Origin of the sequence: Mesorhizobium sp. B2-1-3 (assembly GCF_006442495.1) — a bacterium.
Lineage (GTDB): Bacteria > Pseudomonadota > Alphaproteobacteria > Rhizobiales > Rhizobiaceae > Mesorhizobium.
The window spans coordinates 178,422-192,618 of sequence record NZ_VFWL01000001.1; the positions used below are offsets into that span (position 1 = coordinate 178,422).

Below are 14,197 nucleotides of genomic sequence, written 5' to 3' on the forward strand. Positions count from 1 at the left end.
ATCTCACGCCGCTTGCGACAGCGATTTGTGGGCGTCGGCCAAGATTTCGAAGGACCTCACCCGAGCCGCGTGATCGAATATCTGCGCGGTGACCATCAATTCGTCGGCGCCGGTGCGGCGAACGAAGGCGTCGATGCCTTGCCGCACCGTTTCCGGCGAGCCGACGACGGCGCAGGACAGCGCCTGGCCGAGCATGGACTTGGCCATCGGATCGAGATCGCGGTCATAATTCTCGACCGGTGGTGGCAATTTTCCGGGGCGGCCGGTGCGCAGATTGACGAAAGCCTGCTGCAGCGAGGTGAACAGCAGTCGTGCCTCAGTGTCGGTGGGCGCCGCAAAGACGTTGAGGCCGAGCATGACATAGGGCTTGTCGAGCTGTTCCGACGGCTGGAAGCGGGAGCGGTAGATGTCCAGCGCATGGTCTAGCTCGGCCGGTGCGAAATGCGAAGCGAAGGCGTAGGGCAGGCCGAGCATGGCGGCAAGCTGGGCGCCATACAGGCTGGAGCCGAGGATCCAGACCGGCACGGTCTGGCCTTCACCCGGCACGGCGCGCAGCCGCTGGCCCTCTTCCGCCGGCACGAAATAGCCCATCAGCTCGACGACGTCCTGCGGAAAATTGTCGGCACCGGCCTCGAGATTGCGGCGCAAGGCGCGCGCCGTGTTCATGTCCGTGCCGGGCGCCCTGCCGAGGCCGAGATCGATGCGGCCGGGGAACAAGGCGGCCAGCGTGCCGAACTGCTCGGCGATGACCAGCGGCGAGTGATTGGGCAACATGATGCCGCCGGCGCCGACGCGAATGGTCTTGGTGCCGCCCGCGACATGGGCAATGACGACCGAGGTGGCGGCACTTGCGATGCCCGGCATGCTATGATGCTCGGCCAGCCAATAGCGCTTGTAGCCCAGCCGCTCGGCATGACGGGCAAGATCGAGCGAATTGGCCAGCGACTGCGAGGCATCGCTGCCTTCGACGATCGGCGACAGGTCGAGGACGGAAAGGGCTGCCATGTCAGGTCTCCACGAGGTTTATCTCAAGCACCCTGCCTGGAAGGCCGTGCGGTCGGGAATGAGGATGCCAAGCCGCCCCTAGCGCATCGGCAAATCCGCTGGCCGCGGCCATGCGTTTCTGCTCGGCGGGGCTGCCGCGATAATGGACAGGAAATGCAATCCCGGATCTGTCGACGCCAAATGTTGGCGACGCGCCCAGCCGCGCATCGCGCAAGCCGGCATGGCCGATGCGAGCGAAACAGTCGTCGAGGTCGAAGGAAGCATCGCTCATGGGAAGGGCACCGGCCATTGGACCGGCCGGATATAGGCATTCGAGCCAGGCGCCGCAAACCAGACGCGCGGCTTTATGCCGGAGCCTTGCCTTCCTCGGTGGCCTCATCTTCCACCGCCGAGAGATGTTGTGCCGCCAGGAAGTTGCCGACATGGCTCAGACCATCGAAGTGATCGCAGAACACCTTGATGAGGACCAGCAGCGGCACCGCCATCAGCGCGCCGACAAAGCCCCATAGCCATGACCAGAAGGCAATGGCGATGAAGATCGCCACGGCGTTGATCTCGAGCCGCCGGCCGACAACCATCGGCGTTACGAATTGGCCTTCGACGATGTCGCACAAAAGCAGGAAGGCAGGCGCCAACAACGCATAGGAGATCGTGTCGAAGCTGATCAGCGCGATGATCGTGACCACGATGAGCGTGATCATGGCGCCGACATAGGGCAGGAAATTAAGCAGAGCGGCCGTGGCGCCCCAGACGAGCGGGTTGGGCATGCCGAGTGCCCACAGACCAACGCCAATGATCGTGCCGAGGCCGATATTGATGATGGTGACGGTGAGCAGATAGTGCGAGATTTCCCGTTCCACGTCGTAAACGACCCGCAGCGCCCGCTTCTTCTCGGTGAGGCTGGCGAAGGACTGGATGATCTTTTCATAGAACATCGTGCCTGAAGCAAGCAGGAACAGCGACAGCACGAAGATGATGGTCAGGCTTGTTCCCGCCGAAAGAATGTTCGAGGCCGCCGACGACAGGAAGCCAGACTGGGCTACCGCGACTTTCTGTATGCCCGGCTCCTGCGACGTCTCGGTGAGGCCTTCGATCTGATGTGTAACCTCCATCATCCTCTCGAGCGGAGGTCGCAAATGCGCCAGCCGCTCGGTCAGCCGCTGGCCGATCGACGAAGTGTTGTTGATGAGATCGATCACCGGGCCGCTCAGCAGGTAGCCGGCGCTGGCGAAGAGGCAGAGGGACAGAAGCACCAGAAGCGTCGCCGAAATCACCTCGGGTATGCCGCGCTTGCGCAGAAGCCTGACGATCGGCGTCAGCGTCAATGCCAGCAGAAAGGCCAGTATGACCGGCATGAAGAAGGCACGGGCGAAATAGAGCGCGTAGATGGCCATGAAGATGAAGATGCCGACGAGCAGCGAGCGTATCAGATGCGTGTCGGCGCGGGCGGCGATGCGCGCCTCTTCTGCTTCGGAAACGCCCGCGACCGAAGCGGTGGGGTCAGCTTTCATCACGGTCCCTCGGCGGCGCACCGCAATTGGCGCAACCGCTGAGAAAACGCCCCTGCCGGTCCAAGGTTCCGTGAGCCGGCGTTGACGGCGAGCCCACGAGGCCCGCCGTCGCGGTTATTGTTCCCACGCAATTTTTCGCGGAAGTGCAACACTACGCGGCAGGCGCCGGGGCCGGGACGGCGTCAGCCGTTTCCTTGCGCACGATCGGCGCCACCCTGGTGCCGTAGAGTTCAATCGCCTTCATGATCTTGGCATGCGGCATGATGCCGATCGCCATCTGCAGCAGGAAGCGGTCGTTGCCGAAGATCTTGTGCTGGGTGACGATCTTCTCGGCCACCTGCTCGGGATTGCCGACGAACAAGGCGCCGCTCGGGCCGCGTGACTGGTCGAAATGCGCCCGCGAGGTCGGACCCCAGCCGCGCTCGCGGCCGATGCGGTTCATCACCTCGGCCTGTGGGCCATAGAAATCGTCGGCGGCCTTCTCGGTCGTGTCTGCGATGAAGCCGTGGACGTTGATGCTGGTGGCAAGACCCTTCGGATCGGCGCCCGCGCGCCTGGCGGCCTCGCGGTAGAGGTCGAACAGCGGCGCGAACCGCGCCGGCTCGCCGCCGATGATGGCGAGCGCCAGCGGCAGGCCGAGCGCGCCCGCGCGGGCGGCGGACTGCGGCGTGCCGCCGATGGCGATCCAGATCGGCAGTTTTTCCTGCAAGGGGCGCGGGTAGACGCCGCGATCGTTGATCGGCGCGCGCAGATTGCCCGACCAGGTGATCTTCACCTGATCGCGGATGGCGAGCAGCAGGTCGAGCTTTTCGGCGAACAGCTCGTCATAATCCTCAAGATTGTAGCCGAACAGCGGAAAGGACTCGATGAACGAGCCGCGCCCGGCCATGATTTCGGCCCGGCCGCCGGAAAGAAGGTCGAGCGTGGCGAATTGCTGGAAGACGCGGACCGGATCGTCCGAGGACAGGACAGTGACGGCGCTGGTCAGTTTTATGCGTTTGGTGTGCTCGGCCGCCGCGGCCAGAGCCACGACAGGCGCGGACGCGGCATAGTCCGGCCGGTGATGCTCGCCGAGGCCGAAAACGTCAAGGCCGACCTGATCGGCCAGTTCGATCTCCTCGATCAGGTTGCGCAGCCGCTCGTGCGGGCCGATTGCGCCGGGGCCCGGCTGCGGGCTGACGTCGGCGAAAGTGTAGAGACCGAGTTCCATCTGGTGTCATCCTGGCGTTTGATTTTCGCGCTAGAGGTAGCGATCAGCCCGTATCACCACCAGAGGGTCTGACTGCGAACAGTGCGTGTCCGTTTCGGCCGCGAAGGCGTCTCCCGGCTGCAACAGCACGGAATTTCATGGCTGGCATACCGTTTTGGCGCTTGAACTCCCGGTTTTCGCGCGTATGTAAGCGTCGCGAATTGACTTCAGGGAAGTGGACTTGGCTATCTACAGGGAAAAAGACATTTTCGAGCGGCGCAACGCCGCGAACGAGGCAAAGAAGGCGCTTCTGGAGCGCTTCAAGTCAAAACCGGCGGCGGACGATCCCGCAGTGCTGGCGCGACAGGCCGAACGCAAGGCTATCCTTGCGGCGCGTGAGATACGCGAGGCCGAGAAGGCGAGGCTGAAGCAGGAAAGGCTGGCACGCGAGGCAATCGAGAAGGCCGAGCGCGAGGCCGCAGCCGAAGCCGCGCGGATCGCGGCCGAAGAGGCGGCGCAGGCGGAAGCCAGGATTCGGGAAGCCGAAGAGGCCGAGCGTATCGCGCGTCTGCTGGCCGACGAGGCCGAGCGCAAGGCGAAGCGCGACGCGCGCTATGCGGCGCGCAAGGCGCGCACCGGCAGGACACCGCCAGGCTTTACCGGCCGCTAGCCTCAGACCGCCGGAGCAATCTGCTTCGAGGATCAGGGTCGCTGCGAAGCGGCCCTGCATGCGTTTGTCCGCGCGCCAATTCATGCGATTGCCGACGCCGTTCGTGATACGACTTTCGCGAAATTGCTCTGTTTGCTTCGACGCAATTCCGGACGGAAAACCGCTTCGCACCTTTCCTGGATTGCTTTACGCCGCGAATTTCAGCCCCATAATGCCACAGACGATGAGTGCTATGCAGGCGAGCCTGATCACGGTCGCCGGCTCGCCGAGCAGCCAGATACCGAGCAGCGCCGTGCCGACCGTGCCGATGCCGGTCCACACCGCATAGGCGGTGCCGACGGGCAGCGCTTTCAGCGCCAGTCCAAGCAGCGAGAGACTGACGATCATCGAGGCGACCGTGAGCACGGTCGGGACGAGCCGGGTGAATCCGTCGGTGTATTTGAGGCCGATTGCCCAGCCGATCTCGAACAGGCCGGCGAAAAACAGAAAAATCCATGACATGGGGAACGCTCCATCCAAGCATCGCACCAATGTCCGTTTCAAGACGATGCAATGCGCGATCGACCGAGCACCGCGGCAGCCGATGCCCTATCAGACAGTGGGCGGGTCGTCCCGACCGGATTTCAGGAGATGTGGGGTCGTCCCCGCACCAGATATAGGGTGTCTTAACGCCCGATCAACAAACTGCCGGCGGTGTTCCGAACGCCGCCGGCGAACTCCATCCGAGGCACGCGACTATTTTTCCTTGAGCCTCGTTGCCTTGACCGGCGGCGCCTTGAGCGTGGGAGCAGCGGCCGGCTTCTTGGCGTCCTTCTTTGGCTTGCGGGCCTCCTTGCCTGCCTTCATCGCACCTTTTGCCATGATTCGTTCCTCCAGTTGCGGGAAGTGAAGTGAAACAAGAGAAATGCCTCTAGGCAAGGGCCGTTCGCGGTCACGGCCGCGAAAACCGGCAACCTGTTTCGGCGGCCTTATGAATCCGAACCGGCGCGCAGCGACTTGAACGGACGGGGTGTTGGTGCGTCGCGATGGCCGCGGAATTTCGGCGGGCCCGCAGCATGATCTCAAGGAAATCGGCTCCCACTTTTCCTGCAATTGCTCTAGACTTCGCGTGTCGGACAGGACGACAGGGAAGCAATGGCGGGGCATGGCGGCTCTCGAACGGTCATCTACGCGGCGCTCGCCGGCAATCTCGCGATCGCGCTGACCAAATTCGTCGCAGCCTTCTTCACCGGCAGTTCGGCGATGTTTTCGGAAGGCGTGCATTCGCTGGTCGATACCGGCAATGGCAGCCTGCTGCTTTATGGCATGCATCGCGCCGCACGCCCGGCCACCCGCGCGCATCCGCTCGGCCATGGCCGCGAGCTCTACTTCTGGAGCTTCATCGTGGCGCTTCTCGTCTTCGCGCTCGGCGCCGGCGTATCGTTCTACGAAGGCGTGACGCACATCATTGCGCCCGAACCGGCCGCCAATGTCAGGGTCAATTACATCGTGCTCGGCCTGTCGTTTCTGTTCGAGGGCAGCTCATGGCTGGTGGCGCTGAGGGAATTCCGCCGGCAGAAGGGCCAGCAGGGCTGGCTGCAGGCCGTGCAATCGAGCAAGGATCCAAGCGTCTACACAGTGCTGTTCGAGGACAGTGCCGCGCTTCTCGGCCTGATCGTCGCCTTTGCCGGCATATTGGCGGCGGAGATTTTCGAGATGCCGGAACTGGACGGCGCCGCCTCGATCGGCATTGCGCTGATCCTGGGTGCGACCGCGGCCTTCCTGGCGCGCGAGAGCAAGGGGCTGCTCATCGGCGAGCCTGCTTCGCCCGCGGTGCAGAAAGAAGTGCTGGCGATCGCGCAGCAGGATCCGGCGGTGCAGCGGGCGAACGGCGTCCTGACCGTCCACCTGGGGCCGGAAGAAATCGTTGCCGGCCTGAGCATCGAATTCGAGGACCATCTGTCCGCGCCGGAAATCGAAGCCTGCGTCGAGCGCCTCGAAGCGCGGCTAAGGAAGGAAATGCCCGAGATCACCCGGCTGTTCGTCAAGCCGCAGACGACAGGCACCTGGGAACAGCGGCGCAAGCTGATCGAATCGGCATCCGAGTAGAGTTTTGAGCAGGTCTCGAAACCACATTCCACTCCTCGGGATTATGTCTTGGACCAGCGTCGCGTCGTTGCCTTGCGACGCTGCGCCGCTAAAATCAGCCGATCGAGTTTTGGAGGACTGATTATGAAGATCGACGGCGGCTGTCATTGTGGTGCCATCACCTATGAGGCGGAGGTCGAACCGGAAAAGACCTCGATCTGCCATTGTACCGATTGCCAACAGTTGACCGGTACGGCCTTTCGCGTCACCGTTCCGGCGCCTGAAGATCACTACCGGATCACAAAGGGTACACCGAAGGTCTACATCAAGACCGTGGCAAGCGGCGCCAAGCGCGTCCAGGCCTTTTGCGCCGACTGCGGTTCGCACCTTTACGCCACGTCGGTCGGAGATGGCCCAAAGGTCTACGGCATTCGAGTGGGAACCGCGCGGCAACGCCAGGATTTGATTCCGACACTGCAAAAATGGCACCGCTCGGCGCTTCACTGGCTACCTGAATTTCACGGCATGACCACAGTGGAGGAGCAGTAGCGCCGTCCGGTGCGGCGCCTCATTCGTCGCCTTCGACGACCCTCAGCCTGAGCTGGCCGGTCTTTGAATCGGCAACGCGTGGGGAATCGACAACGCGCGGGCCGGGTTCCGGCTTCGCAGGGGCTGGTGACGCCATGTCAGGGTCGGCATCGCCTCCGGGCTGCGCCCCAAAGTCCAGAGCTTCGATCTTCTGGCCGCGTTTGGTCACCTTCGACGTCGAGACGAGGATGTCGTCTATATCCTTGGCCGACTGGGCAAAATGGCCCTGCAATTTGCGCACCCGCTCGTCGACGCGCGAAACATCCTCCATCAGCCGGATCACCTCGCCCTGGATCAGGTGTGCCTGCTCGCGCATACGGGCATCCTTCAGGATCGCCTGGATGACCTGGATCGACAGCATCAGGAGCGACGGCGAGACGATGACGACGCGGGCGCGGTGCGCCTTCTGCACCACCGCCTCGAAATTTTCGTGGATCTCGGCAAACACCGATTCCGACGGCACGAACATGAAGGCGGTATCCTGCGTCTCGCCCTGGATCAGATATTTATCCGCGATATCGCGGACATGCACCTCGATGTCGCGGCGGAAGGCCTGCGACGCGACCTTCTGCTGTTCGGCGCCTTCGGCGGCGCGGATGGCGTTCCAGGCTTCCAGCGGAAACTTGGCGTCGACGGCAAGCGCCGGCGCGCCGTTGGGCATCTTCACCAGGCAATCGGGACGGCTGCCGTTGGACAAGGTCGCCTGGAACTCGTAGGCGCCGTGCGGCAGACCGTCGGCGACGATCGCTTCCATGCGCGACTGGCCGAAGGCGCCGCGCGTCTGCTTGTTGGAGAGGATCGCCTGCAATTGCACGACCTGGCCGGCGAGCGACTGGATGTTGCCTTGCGCGGTGTCGATGACGGCCAGCCGCTCCTGCAATTTGGCCAGGCTCTCATGAGTGGATTTGGTTTGCTCGGTCATGGTCTGGCCGAGGCGGCCGGTCATGGCATCGAGGCGCTGGCCGATCGATTGCGTCAGTTCCGCCTGCCGCGCGCCGAAGACTTCCGCGATGGCGCCCATGCGGCCCTGCATCTCGGCTTGGCTTTGCAATATGCCGGCCATCCGCGCCTCGGCGTCGCGGGCATGGTCGGCGGCTTCGGCAGCGGCCACGGCGCGCGCCTTGGCCGAGCGCCACAGCGCGACGACAAGCGCAACGAACAGGCCAAGAAACACAAAGGCCCCGAACGCCAGCGCATGGCCGAGCGTGATCGTGGTCGCGCCAAGCCGGGCGACAGGTTCCGAAAGGATGGATGTCAGGTCGTTCATGCACACAGCATAGACGATTCGGCCGGCCAGCACAGATCAAAACGTGAACGATCCCCCGGCGTACCGGTTGACGCCCTTTATTCAAGGTCTTAGGTGAGACGCCATGCCGATCAAGCCGCTCATCATCCTTCCCGACCCCATCCTGCGCCAGGTTTCCAAGCCGGTGGAGCGCGTCGACGCGCCCTTGCGCAAACTGGCCGACGACATGCTGGCGACCATGTATGACGCGCCCGGCATCGGGCTGGCCGCGATCCAGATCGGCGAGCCGCTGCGCATGCTGGTGATCGACCTCGCCAAGGAGGACGAGACGCCGGCGCCGCATGTCTTCATCAATCCCGAAATCCTGGAAAGCGCCGACCAGCGCTCCGTCTACGAGGAAGGTTGCCTGTCGATTCCCGACTATTATGCCGAGGTCGAACGCCCGGCTTCCGTGCGGGTCAAGTATCTCGACCGCGATGGCAAGCTGCAGGAAATGGAGGCCGAGGGGCTGATGGCGACCTGCCTGCAGCATGAGATCGACCATCTCAACGGCGTGCTGTTCATCGACCACATTTCGAAGCTGAAGCGCGACATGGTGGTGAAGAAGTTCAAGAAGCTGGCCAAGGACAAGGCTCCGGGCAAGCTGGTGGGATAGGGGACAATGCCCCTTCGCGTCATTTTCATGGGGACGCCGGAGTTTTCGGTGCCGACATTGCGCGCAATTGCCGATGCCGGACATGAGGTCGCGGCCGTCTACACGCAGCCGCCGCGAGCCGCCGGCCGGCGCGGCCTTGAGCTGACGCCGTCGCCGGTACAGCGCGAGGCGGAACGGCTGGGCATCGAGACGCGCACGCCGACGTCGCTCAAGGGCGAGGCCGAACAGGCAGCTTTTCGCGCGCTGCAAGCCGATATCGGCGTGGTCGTGGCTTACGGCCTGCTGCTGCCCAGGGCGGTGCTTGAGGCGCCGCGACTGGGCTGCATCAACGGCCATGCCTCGCTGTTGCCGCGGTGGCGCGGTGCGGCGCCCATCCAACGGGCGATTATGGCGGGCGACAGCGAAACCGGCATGATGGTCATGCGCATGGAAGAAGGCCTCGACACCGGCCCGGTGGGGCTGGTTGAAAAATGCGTCATCGAACCCGATATGACCGCCGGCGATCTGCATGATCGATTGATGAGCGTCAGCGCCGCACTGATCGTGGAAGCGCTGGCGCGGCTGGAAAGGAATAGCCTGGCGTTCACCGCCCAAGCGGTTGAGGGGGTGACCTACGCCAAAAAGATCGATAAATCCGATACGCACGTGGATTGGACGCGACCCGCGGCCGAAGTCCACAATAACATTCGCGGCCTGTCGCCCTTCCCCGGCGCCTGGTGCGAGGTTGAAATTGGTGGCCGGGTGGAACGGCTGAAACTGCTTCGCTCGACGCTTGCGCAAGGCATGGGCGAACCGGGAGGAATTCTCGACGACCGCCTGACGGTCGCCTGCGGAGCGGGCGCGATCCGGCTGGTCGAAGTTCAACGGGCGGGCGGAAGGCCCGCCGCCGCGCAAGAATTCCTGCGCGGGACCAAGATCGAAAAAGGAATGAAATTGTCATGAGCATGATGTCGATACGCGCGGCGACGCCGCGGGATCGCGAGGCCATCCGCCTCGTCGAGGAACACGCTTTCGGCCAGCAGGCGGAGGCCGGGCTGGTTGACGCGCTGGTTTCCGGCGGCGACGCCGTTGTCGAACTGGTGGCGGAAGAAGACGGGCAAGTGGTTGGCCACATCCTGTTTTCGCGGCTTTTCGCCCGCACCGGCGGCAAGGATTTCCCGGCGGTGGCACTGGCGCCGCTGGCGGTGGAGCCCTCCTTTCACGGCACCGGCATTGGCGGCGCGCTGATCCGCGAGGCTCACATCCGCCTGCGCGACGCCGGCGAGATGCTGGCCGTGGTGCTGGGCGATCCCACCTACTACAGCCGTTTCGGCTACAGCCACGCGCGCGCCGAAGGATTCGAGAGCGAATACCAGGGCGAGGCGCTGCAGGCGCTGGCCTGGGGCGACGCTCCCGGAACCGGCCGGCTGGTCTACGCCTCGGCCTTCACCGCACTCGCCGCCTAGGCGAGTGCGTATAGCCGCCCGGCATGCCGCGTTTTCGCCTCGACATCGAATATGACGGCAGCCTGTTTGCCGGCTGGCAGCACCAGGCGGACCAGCCTTCGGTGCAGCAGGCGATCGAGCAGGCGATCGAAAAATTCTGCGGCCAACAGGTCCGCTTGCGCGCTGCCGGCCGTACCGATGCGGGCGTGCATGCGACGGCCCAGGTGGCGCATGTCGACCTGGCCAAGGCCTGGCCGGACGACAAGGTGCGCGATGCCGTCAACGCGCATCTGCAGGGCGCGGGCAATCGCATCGCGATCTTGAAAGCCACGACCGTCGTCGACGGCTTCGATGCCCGCTTCTCGGCTATCGGCCGTCACTACCTCTACCGCATCCTCAACCGGCGCGCGCCCTCGGCGCTGGAAAAGGGCAAGGTATGGTGGGTGCCGAAGCAGCTCGACGCCACTGCCATGCACGAAGCCGCCAAAGTGCTGCTTGGACGGCACGATTTCACCACCTTCCGTTCCACGCAATGCCAGGCCGAGAGCCCGGTGCGCACGCTCGACCGTCTTGACGTCAGCCGTTCGGGCGACATGATCGAAGTCAGAGCCTCGGCGCGTTCCTTCCTGCACAACCAGGTGCGCTCGATGGTCGGCTCGCTCAAGCGCGTCGGCGAAGGCGCATGGACGGCGGGCGATCTCAAGGCGGCGCTCGAGGCGCACAACCGCGCCGCCTGCGGCCAGGTGGCGCCGCCCGACGGGCTTTTTCTGATCGGCGTCGATTATCCCGGATAGAGTCCCGAAAGGCTCTGAGCTCCGGTGTCCGGACCCGTGATGCCAAGCAGCGCCTGCAGCCCGAACAGCACGATCAGCGAAGCGATGAACATGCCAACGAAGACAGCGGTCCCGATTGCGGCCCCCCTGCCGATGGTCGCGTTGGTCATGCGCCAGGTCAGCACCATCGACAGCGCGAACAACAGCAGCGACACAAGGCTGGAGATCTGGCTCGCCGACGTCAGGAAAAGCCTGATCAGCGCGGACGGCAGCATCAGCCAGGCGGTGATGGCCGAAGCCCAGTTCGAGGCCACCACATAGTGCACGAAGCGGCCGCCGATGCCGGCGCGCGGCGCGACCAGAGCCAGTGCGACCAGAGGCAGCACCCAGGAACCGATATCGACTGTCGCCAGCCGCAACAGCATGCTGAAGCGGCCCGCGAAGGCATCGGGATCGCCGATCTCGTTGGCGATGCCGACCCAGCCGACGATCAATGCCGGCGCCGCGACGACGATGGCGAAAAAGGAATTCCAGAAACCATCGGCAGACAGGTCGAGCAGACGCAGGCCATCGGCCCTGCCGAGCATCAGTCGCCAGGCGCCGGTCAGCGAAACTTGGGTCTCGTCCGCCGAAAGCATGCTGCTCAGTCCTGTCCGAACCAGTCTTCGATGAAGCGCTGATAGATTTGCGTCAGCGTCTCGAGATCGGCAAGGGCTACACGCTCGTCGACCATGTGCATGGTCTTGCCGACCAGGCCGAATTCGACCACCGGGCAATAGTCCTTGATGAAGCGGGCATCCGACGTGCCGCCGGAGGTGGACAACGCCGGCGCTCTGCCGACCACCGTCTTGACCGAGCCGCTCAACGTCTCGATCAGCCTGTCGTCGCGGGTCAGGAAGACATGGCTCGGCCGGTCGCGCCAGACGAGTTCGTAGTCGACCGGCATCTCCTTGCCGGGCCGGTATTTCTTGCGGCCCGCCGCCTGGTCGAGACGGTTGTGGATTTCGGCCTGTATGGTCTCGGCGGTCCAGCTGTCATTGAAGCGGATGTTGAAGGTGGCGGTTGCCTTTGCTGGAATGACGTTGGTGGCCGGGTTGCCTACGTCGATGGATGTCACCTCCAGATTGGTCGGCTGGAAATCCTTCGTGCCCTCATCGAAGACGGGATGCAGCAAAGCATCGATCAGGCTCATCAGCCCGCGTACCGGATTGTCGGCAAGCAAGGGGTAAGCGACATGGCCCTGGCGGCCATTGACGATGACGTCGCCCGACAGCGAGCCGCGCCGGCCGATTTTTATCATGTCGCCGAGCGCAGCCGGGTTGGTCGGCTCGCCGACGATCGATGCATCCCATTTCTCGCCCCTGGAAGCCGCCCATTCGAGCAGCTTCGTGGTACCGTTGATGGCCGGGCCTTCCTCGTCGCCGGTGATCAGCAGCGAGACCGAGCCCTTCGGGCCGCCATTCGCCTCGATATGGCGCGCTACCGCGGCGATGAAACAGGCGATGCCGCCCTTCATGTCGACCGCACCCCGGCCATACATCTCGCCATTGGCGATCTCGGCGCCGAAGGGCGGATGCGTCCAGGCGGCTTCGTCGCCGACCGGCACCACGTCGGTGTGTCCGGCGAACATCAGATGAGGGCCATTGCCGGAGCGCCTGGCATAAAGGTTCTCGATATCGGGCGTGCCGTCTTCCGAAAACACCGGGCGATCGACGAGGAAGCCGAGCGGTTCCAGCATCGTCTGCAACGCGGTCAGCGCACCGCCTTCGGCCGGCGTCACGGAGGCGCAACGGATGAGGGCGGCGAGGTTTGCGGCGGGATCGGTCGGCAGCGTCATGGCAAAAGCGATAGTCGAAAGCTGAAGGCCTGTCACGGCCAGACGTAGGGGCCAGTCCTATGACCGGCGATACCGCCGACATTATGGTTTTCATGTCGTATAGTCGTGGGCCCGGTGCGGAGCGACAGGATGGCAAACGGGGGCAAGAGAATCGTCATTGCCGGCGCCGGCGGCATCGGCTGCTATGCCGGCGGCTGTCTGGCGCTCGCCGGGCGCAAGGTCATCCTGCTGGCCCGGCCGCGCGTCGAGGCGGCTCTGCGGCAAGGCGGATTGCGGATCAGCGACCTTGAGGGCCGCGATCGAGGCCTCGAGCCGCAAGCGCTTGCCGTCACCACCGAACCAGCCGCTGCCTTGCCGCAGGCGGACGTGATCCTGGTCACCGTCAAGAGCGGCGCGACGCGGGAGATGGCTGCGCTCATCGCCGCCCACGCCCCGCCGGACGCCGTGGTGGTGAGCCTGCAGAACGGCATCGACAATGCCGACAGGCTGCGCGCCGGTGTCGGCGGGCGACCAGTGCTGGCCGGCATGGTGCCGTTCAATGTCGTGCAATCGGCCACGGCGAATTACCGCTGCGTGTCCACCGCGCCAGCGACGGCAAGGTCATGATCGAGGACAGCGATGCCGGTCTGATCAGCCTTCTCGGCGTCGAAGGGCTCCGGGTTGAAGCCCATGCCGACATGAAAGCCGTGCTGTGGGGCAAGCTTTTGATGAATTTGAACAATGCGCTGGTGGCGCTTTCGGGCCTGCCGCTGGCGAGCGAGCTTGCCGACCGGCGCTGGCGGCTGATCCTGGCAAGACAGATCGACGAGGCGCTCCAGGCCATGAAGGCGTCGGGCATCGAGCCGGCGCGGATCGCCGGCTTGCGGCCGGCGCTGTTGCCGATAGTGCTCCGCCTCCCCGATTGGCTGTTCAGGCTGCTGGCGAGGCGGATGCTGGCCATCGACCGGGAGGCGCGTTCCTCCATGTGGGACGATCTGCAGCGCGGCCGGCCGACGGAGATCGGCGATTTGCAAGGCGCCGTTCTTCGCCTGGCGCAAGAAGCGGGCACGCCGGCGCCGACGGTCCGACGGATCATCGCCCTGGTGCGTGAGGCGGAAGCGGCCGGCCGCGGATCGCCCGGTTTCAGCGCGGATCAGGTCGCCGCGCCTGAAGCGCGTCGCGTCTGAATGAATTCAGGCGACGCGCTTCAGGCCTTCCTTTTCATGCATACCGTCAGTAGCGCATCGCGATGA

At 64.4% G+C, this 14,197-nt stretch carries 16 protein-coding genes and 1 pseudogene; 8 read left to right on the forward strand and 9 right to left on the reverse strand.

What is annotated here, in order from left to right:
• Positions 1-3 precede the first annotated feature (3 nt).
• From FJ973_RS00915 to FJ973_RS00930, 4 genes are all read right to left on the reverse strand, one after another.
• Positions 4-1,005 (reverse strand): LLM class flavin-dependent oxidoreductase, encoded by a 1,002-nt coding sequence (locus tag FJ973_RS00915; RefSeq protein ID WP_140554627.1) that lies wholly within the window; start codon positions 1,003-1,005, stop codon positions 4-6.
• A 1-nt stretch (position 1,006) separates the two neighbouring features.
• Complete coding sequence (locus tag FJ973_RS00920) at positions 1,007-1,276, reverse strand: hypothetical protein (protein ID WP_140554628.1); 270 nt, start codon at positions 1,274-1,276, stop codon at positions 1,007-1,009.
• A gap of 73 nt (positions 1,277-1,349) precedes the next feature.
• Complete coding sequence (locus FJ973_RS00925) at positions 1,350-2,516, reverse strand: AI-2E family transporter (RefSeq protein ID WP_140554629.1); 1,167 nt, start codon at positions 2,514-2,516, stop codon at positions 1,350-1,352.
• Between the two features lie 151 nt (positions 2,517-2,667).
• On the reverse strand, positions 2,668-3,726 hold the full coding sequence (locus FJ973_RS00930; protein ID WP_140554630.1) for an LLM class flavin-dependent oxidoreductase: 1,059 nt from the start codon (positions 3,724-3,726) through the stop codon (positions 2,668-2,670).
• Between the two features lie 220 nt (positions 3,727-3,946).
• On the opposite strand from FJ973_RS00930, the gene FJ973_RS00935 reads away from it, so the two are divergent.
• Positions 3,947-4,375 carry a DUF6481 family protein gene (locus FJ973_RS00935; protein WP_140551615.1) on the forward strand — a complete coding sequence of 143 codons (429 nt, stop codon included), beginning with the start codon at positions 3,947-3,949 and terminating at the stop codon, positions 4,373-4,375.
• 186 nt (positions 4,376-4,561) lie between these two features.
• On the opposite strand, the gene sugE is transcribed toward FJ973_RS00935, so the two are convergent.
• Positions 4,562-4,876: a quaternary ammonium compound efflux SMR transporter SugE gene (gene sugE, locus FJ973_RS00940; RefSeq protein ID WP_140524218.1), complete on the reverse strand. Its 315-nt coding sequence runs from the start codon at positions 4,874-4,876 to the stop codon at positions 4,562-4,564.
• 234 nt (positions 4,877-5,110) lie between these two features.
• Positions 5,111-5,236: a hypothetical protein gene (locus FJ973_RS31560; protein WP_140491427.1), complete on the reverse strand. Its 126-nt coding sequence runs from the start codon at positions 5,234-5,236 to the stop codon at positions 5,111-5,113.
• A gap of 273 nt (positions 5,237-5,509) precedes the next feature.
• On the opposite strand from FJ973_RS31560, the gene FJ973_RS00950 reads away from it, so the two are divergent.
• Together FJ973_RS00950 and FJ973_RS00955 are read left to right on the forward strand one after the other, a co-directional pair.
• Complete coding sequence (locus tag FJ973_RS00950) at positions 5,510-6,463, forward strand: cation diffusion facilitator family transporter (RefSeq protein ID WP_140524219.1); 954 nt, start codon at positions 5,510-5,512, stop codon at positions 6,461-6,463.
• 123 nt (positions 6,464-6,586) lie between these two features.
• Positions 6,587-6,991: a GFA family protein gene (locus tag FJ973_RS00955; protein ID WP_140491431.1), complete on the forward strand. Its 405-nt coding sequence runs from the start codon at positions 6,587-6,589 to the stop codon at positions 6,989-6,991.
• Positions 6,992-7,010: 19 nt separating this feature from the next.
• Here FJ973_RS00955 and FJ973_RS00960 read toward each other — a convergent pair whose 3' ends face one another.
• Entirely contained in the window at positions 7,011-8,297 is a 1,287-nt protein-coding gene (locus FJ973_RS00960; RefSeq protein ID WP_140554631.1) for a DNA recombination protein RmuC, read from the reverse strand.
• Between the two features lie 103 nt (positions 8,298-8,400).
• On the opposite strand from FJ973_RS00960, the gene def reads away from it, so the two are divergent.
• From def to truA, 4 genes are read left to right on the forward strand one after another with little or no spacing between them, the layout of a single operon-like run.
• Positions 8,401-8,931, forward strand: a complete 531-nt coding sequence (def, locus tag FJ973_RS00965) for a peptide deformylase (protein ID WP_056573548.1) — start codon at positions 8,401-8,403, stop codon at positions 8,929-8,931.
• A gap of 6 nt (positions 8,932-8,937) precedes the next feature.
• Positions 8,938-9,873 (forward strand): methionyl-tRNA formyltransferase, encoded by a 936-nt coding sequence (fmt, locus tag FJ973_RS00970; protein WP_140514325.1) that lies wholly within the window; start codon positions 8,938-8,940, stop codon positions 9,871-9,873.
• Positions 9,870-10,376 carry an N-acetyltransferase gene (locus FJ973_RS00975; protein ID WP_140554632.1) on the forward strand — a complete coding sequence of 169 codons (507 nt, stop codon included), beginning with the start codon at positions 9,870-9,872 and terminating at the stop codon, positions 10,374-10,376. The genes fmt and FJ973_RS00975 overlap by 4 nt, the downstream gene beginning before the upstream one ends.
• A gap of 23 nt (positions 10,377-10,399) precedes the next feature.
• Positions 10,400-11,149 (forward strand): tRNA pseudouridine(38-40) synthase TruA, encoded by a 750-nt coding sequence (truA, locus tag FJ973_RS00980; RefSeq protein ID WP_140491438.1) that lies wholly within the window; start codon positions 10,400-10,402, stop codon positions 11,147-11,149.
• Here the strand turns inward: truA and FJ973_RS00985 are convergent.
• Both FJ973_RS00985 and dapE read right to left on the reverse strand, forming a co-directional pair.
• On the reverse strand, positions 11,137-11,766 hold the full coding sequence (locus FJ973_RS00985; protein WP_140491440.1) for a transporter: 630 nt from the start codon (positions 11,764-11,766) through the stop codon (positions 11,137-11,139). The two genes, truA and FJ973_RS00985, sit on opposite strands and share 13 nt — an antisense overlap.
• A 5-nt stretch (positions 11,767-11,771) precedes the next feature.
• On the reverse strand, positions 11,772-12,965 hold the full coding sequence (gene dapE / locus FJ973_RS00990; protein ID WP_140491442.1) for a succinyl-diaminopimelate desuccinylase: 1,194 nt from the start codon (positions 12,963-12,965) through the stop codon (positions 11,772-11,774).
• Positions 12,966-13,094: 129 nt separating this feature from the next.
• Here dapE and FJ973_RS00995 point away from each other — a divergent pair.
• A pseudogene (locus tag FJ973_RS00995) lies at positions 13,095-14,131 on the forward strand (2-dehydropantoate 2-reductase).
• The last annotated feature ends 66 nt before the right edge of the window (positions 14,132-14,197 follow it).

Coding starts and splice junctions, on each gene's coding strand:
- FJ973_RS00930 (WP_140554630.1), bottom strand. CDS start 3,726: ATGGAACTCGGTCTCTACACTTTCGCCGACGTCAGCCCGCAGCCGGGC.
- FJ973_RS00920 (WP_140554628.1), bottom strand. CDS start 1,276: ATGAGCGATGCTTCCTTCGACCTCGACGACTGTTTCGCTCGCATCGGC.
- FJ973_RS00915 (WP_140554627.1), bottom strand. CDS start 1,005: ATGGCAGCCCTTTCCGTCCTCGACCTGTCGCCGATCGTCGAAGGCAGC.
- FJ973_RS00975 (WP_140554632.1), top strand. CDS start 9,870: ATGAGCATGATGTCGATACGCGCGGCGACGCCGCGGGATCGCGAGGCC.
- truA (WP_140491438.1), top strand. CDS start 10,400: ATGCCGCGTTTTCGCCTCGACATCGAATATGACGGCAGCCTGTTTGCC.
- FJ973_RS00960 (WP_140554631.1), bottom strand. CDS start 8,297: ATGAACGACCTGACATCCATCCTTTCGGAACCTGTCGCCCGGCTTGGC.
- FJ973_RS31560 (WP_140491427.1), bottom strand. CDS start 5,236: ATGGCAAAAGGTGCGATGAAGGCAGGCAAGGAGGCCCGCAAGCCAAAG.
- sugE (WP_140524218.1), bottom strand. CDS start 4,876: ATGTCATGGATTTTTCTGTTTTTCGCCGGCCTGTTCGAGATCGGCTGG.
- FJ973_RS00925 (WP_140554629.1), bottom strand. CDS start 2,516: ATGAAAGCTGACCCCACCGCTTCGGTCGCGGGCGTTTCCGAAGCAGAA.
- FJ973_RS00950 (WP_140524219.1), top strand. CDS start 5,510: ATGGCGGGGCATGGCGGCTCTCGAACGGTCATCTACGCGGCGCTCGCC.
- fmt (WP_140514325.1), top strand. CDS start 8,938: ATGCCCCTTCGCGTCATTTTCATGGGGACGCCGGAGTTTTCGGTGCCG.
- def (WP_056573548.1), top strand. CDS start 8,401: ATGCCGATCAAGCCGCTCATCATCCTTCCCGACCCCATCCTGCGCCAG.
- dapE (WP_140491442.1), bottom strand. CDS start 12,965: ATGACGCTGCCGACCGATCCCGCCGCAAACCTCGCCGCCCTCATCCGT.
- FJ973_RS00985 (WP_140491440.1), bottom strand. CDS start 11,766: ATGCTTTCGGCGGACGAGACCCAAGTTTCGCTGACCGGCGCCTGGCGA.
- FJ973_RS00955 (WP_140491431.1), top strand. CDS start 6,587: ATGAAGATCGACGGCGGCTGTCATTGTGGTGCCATCACCTATGAGGCG.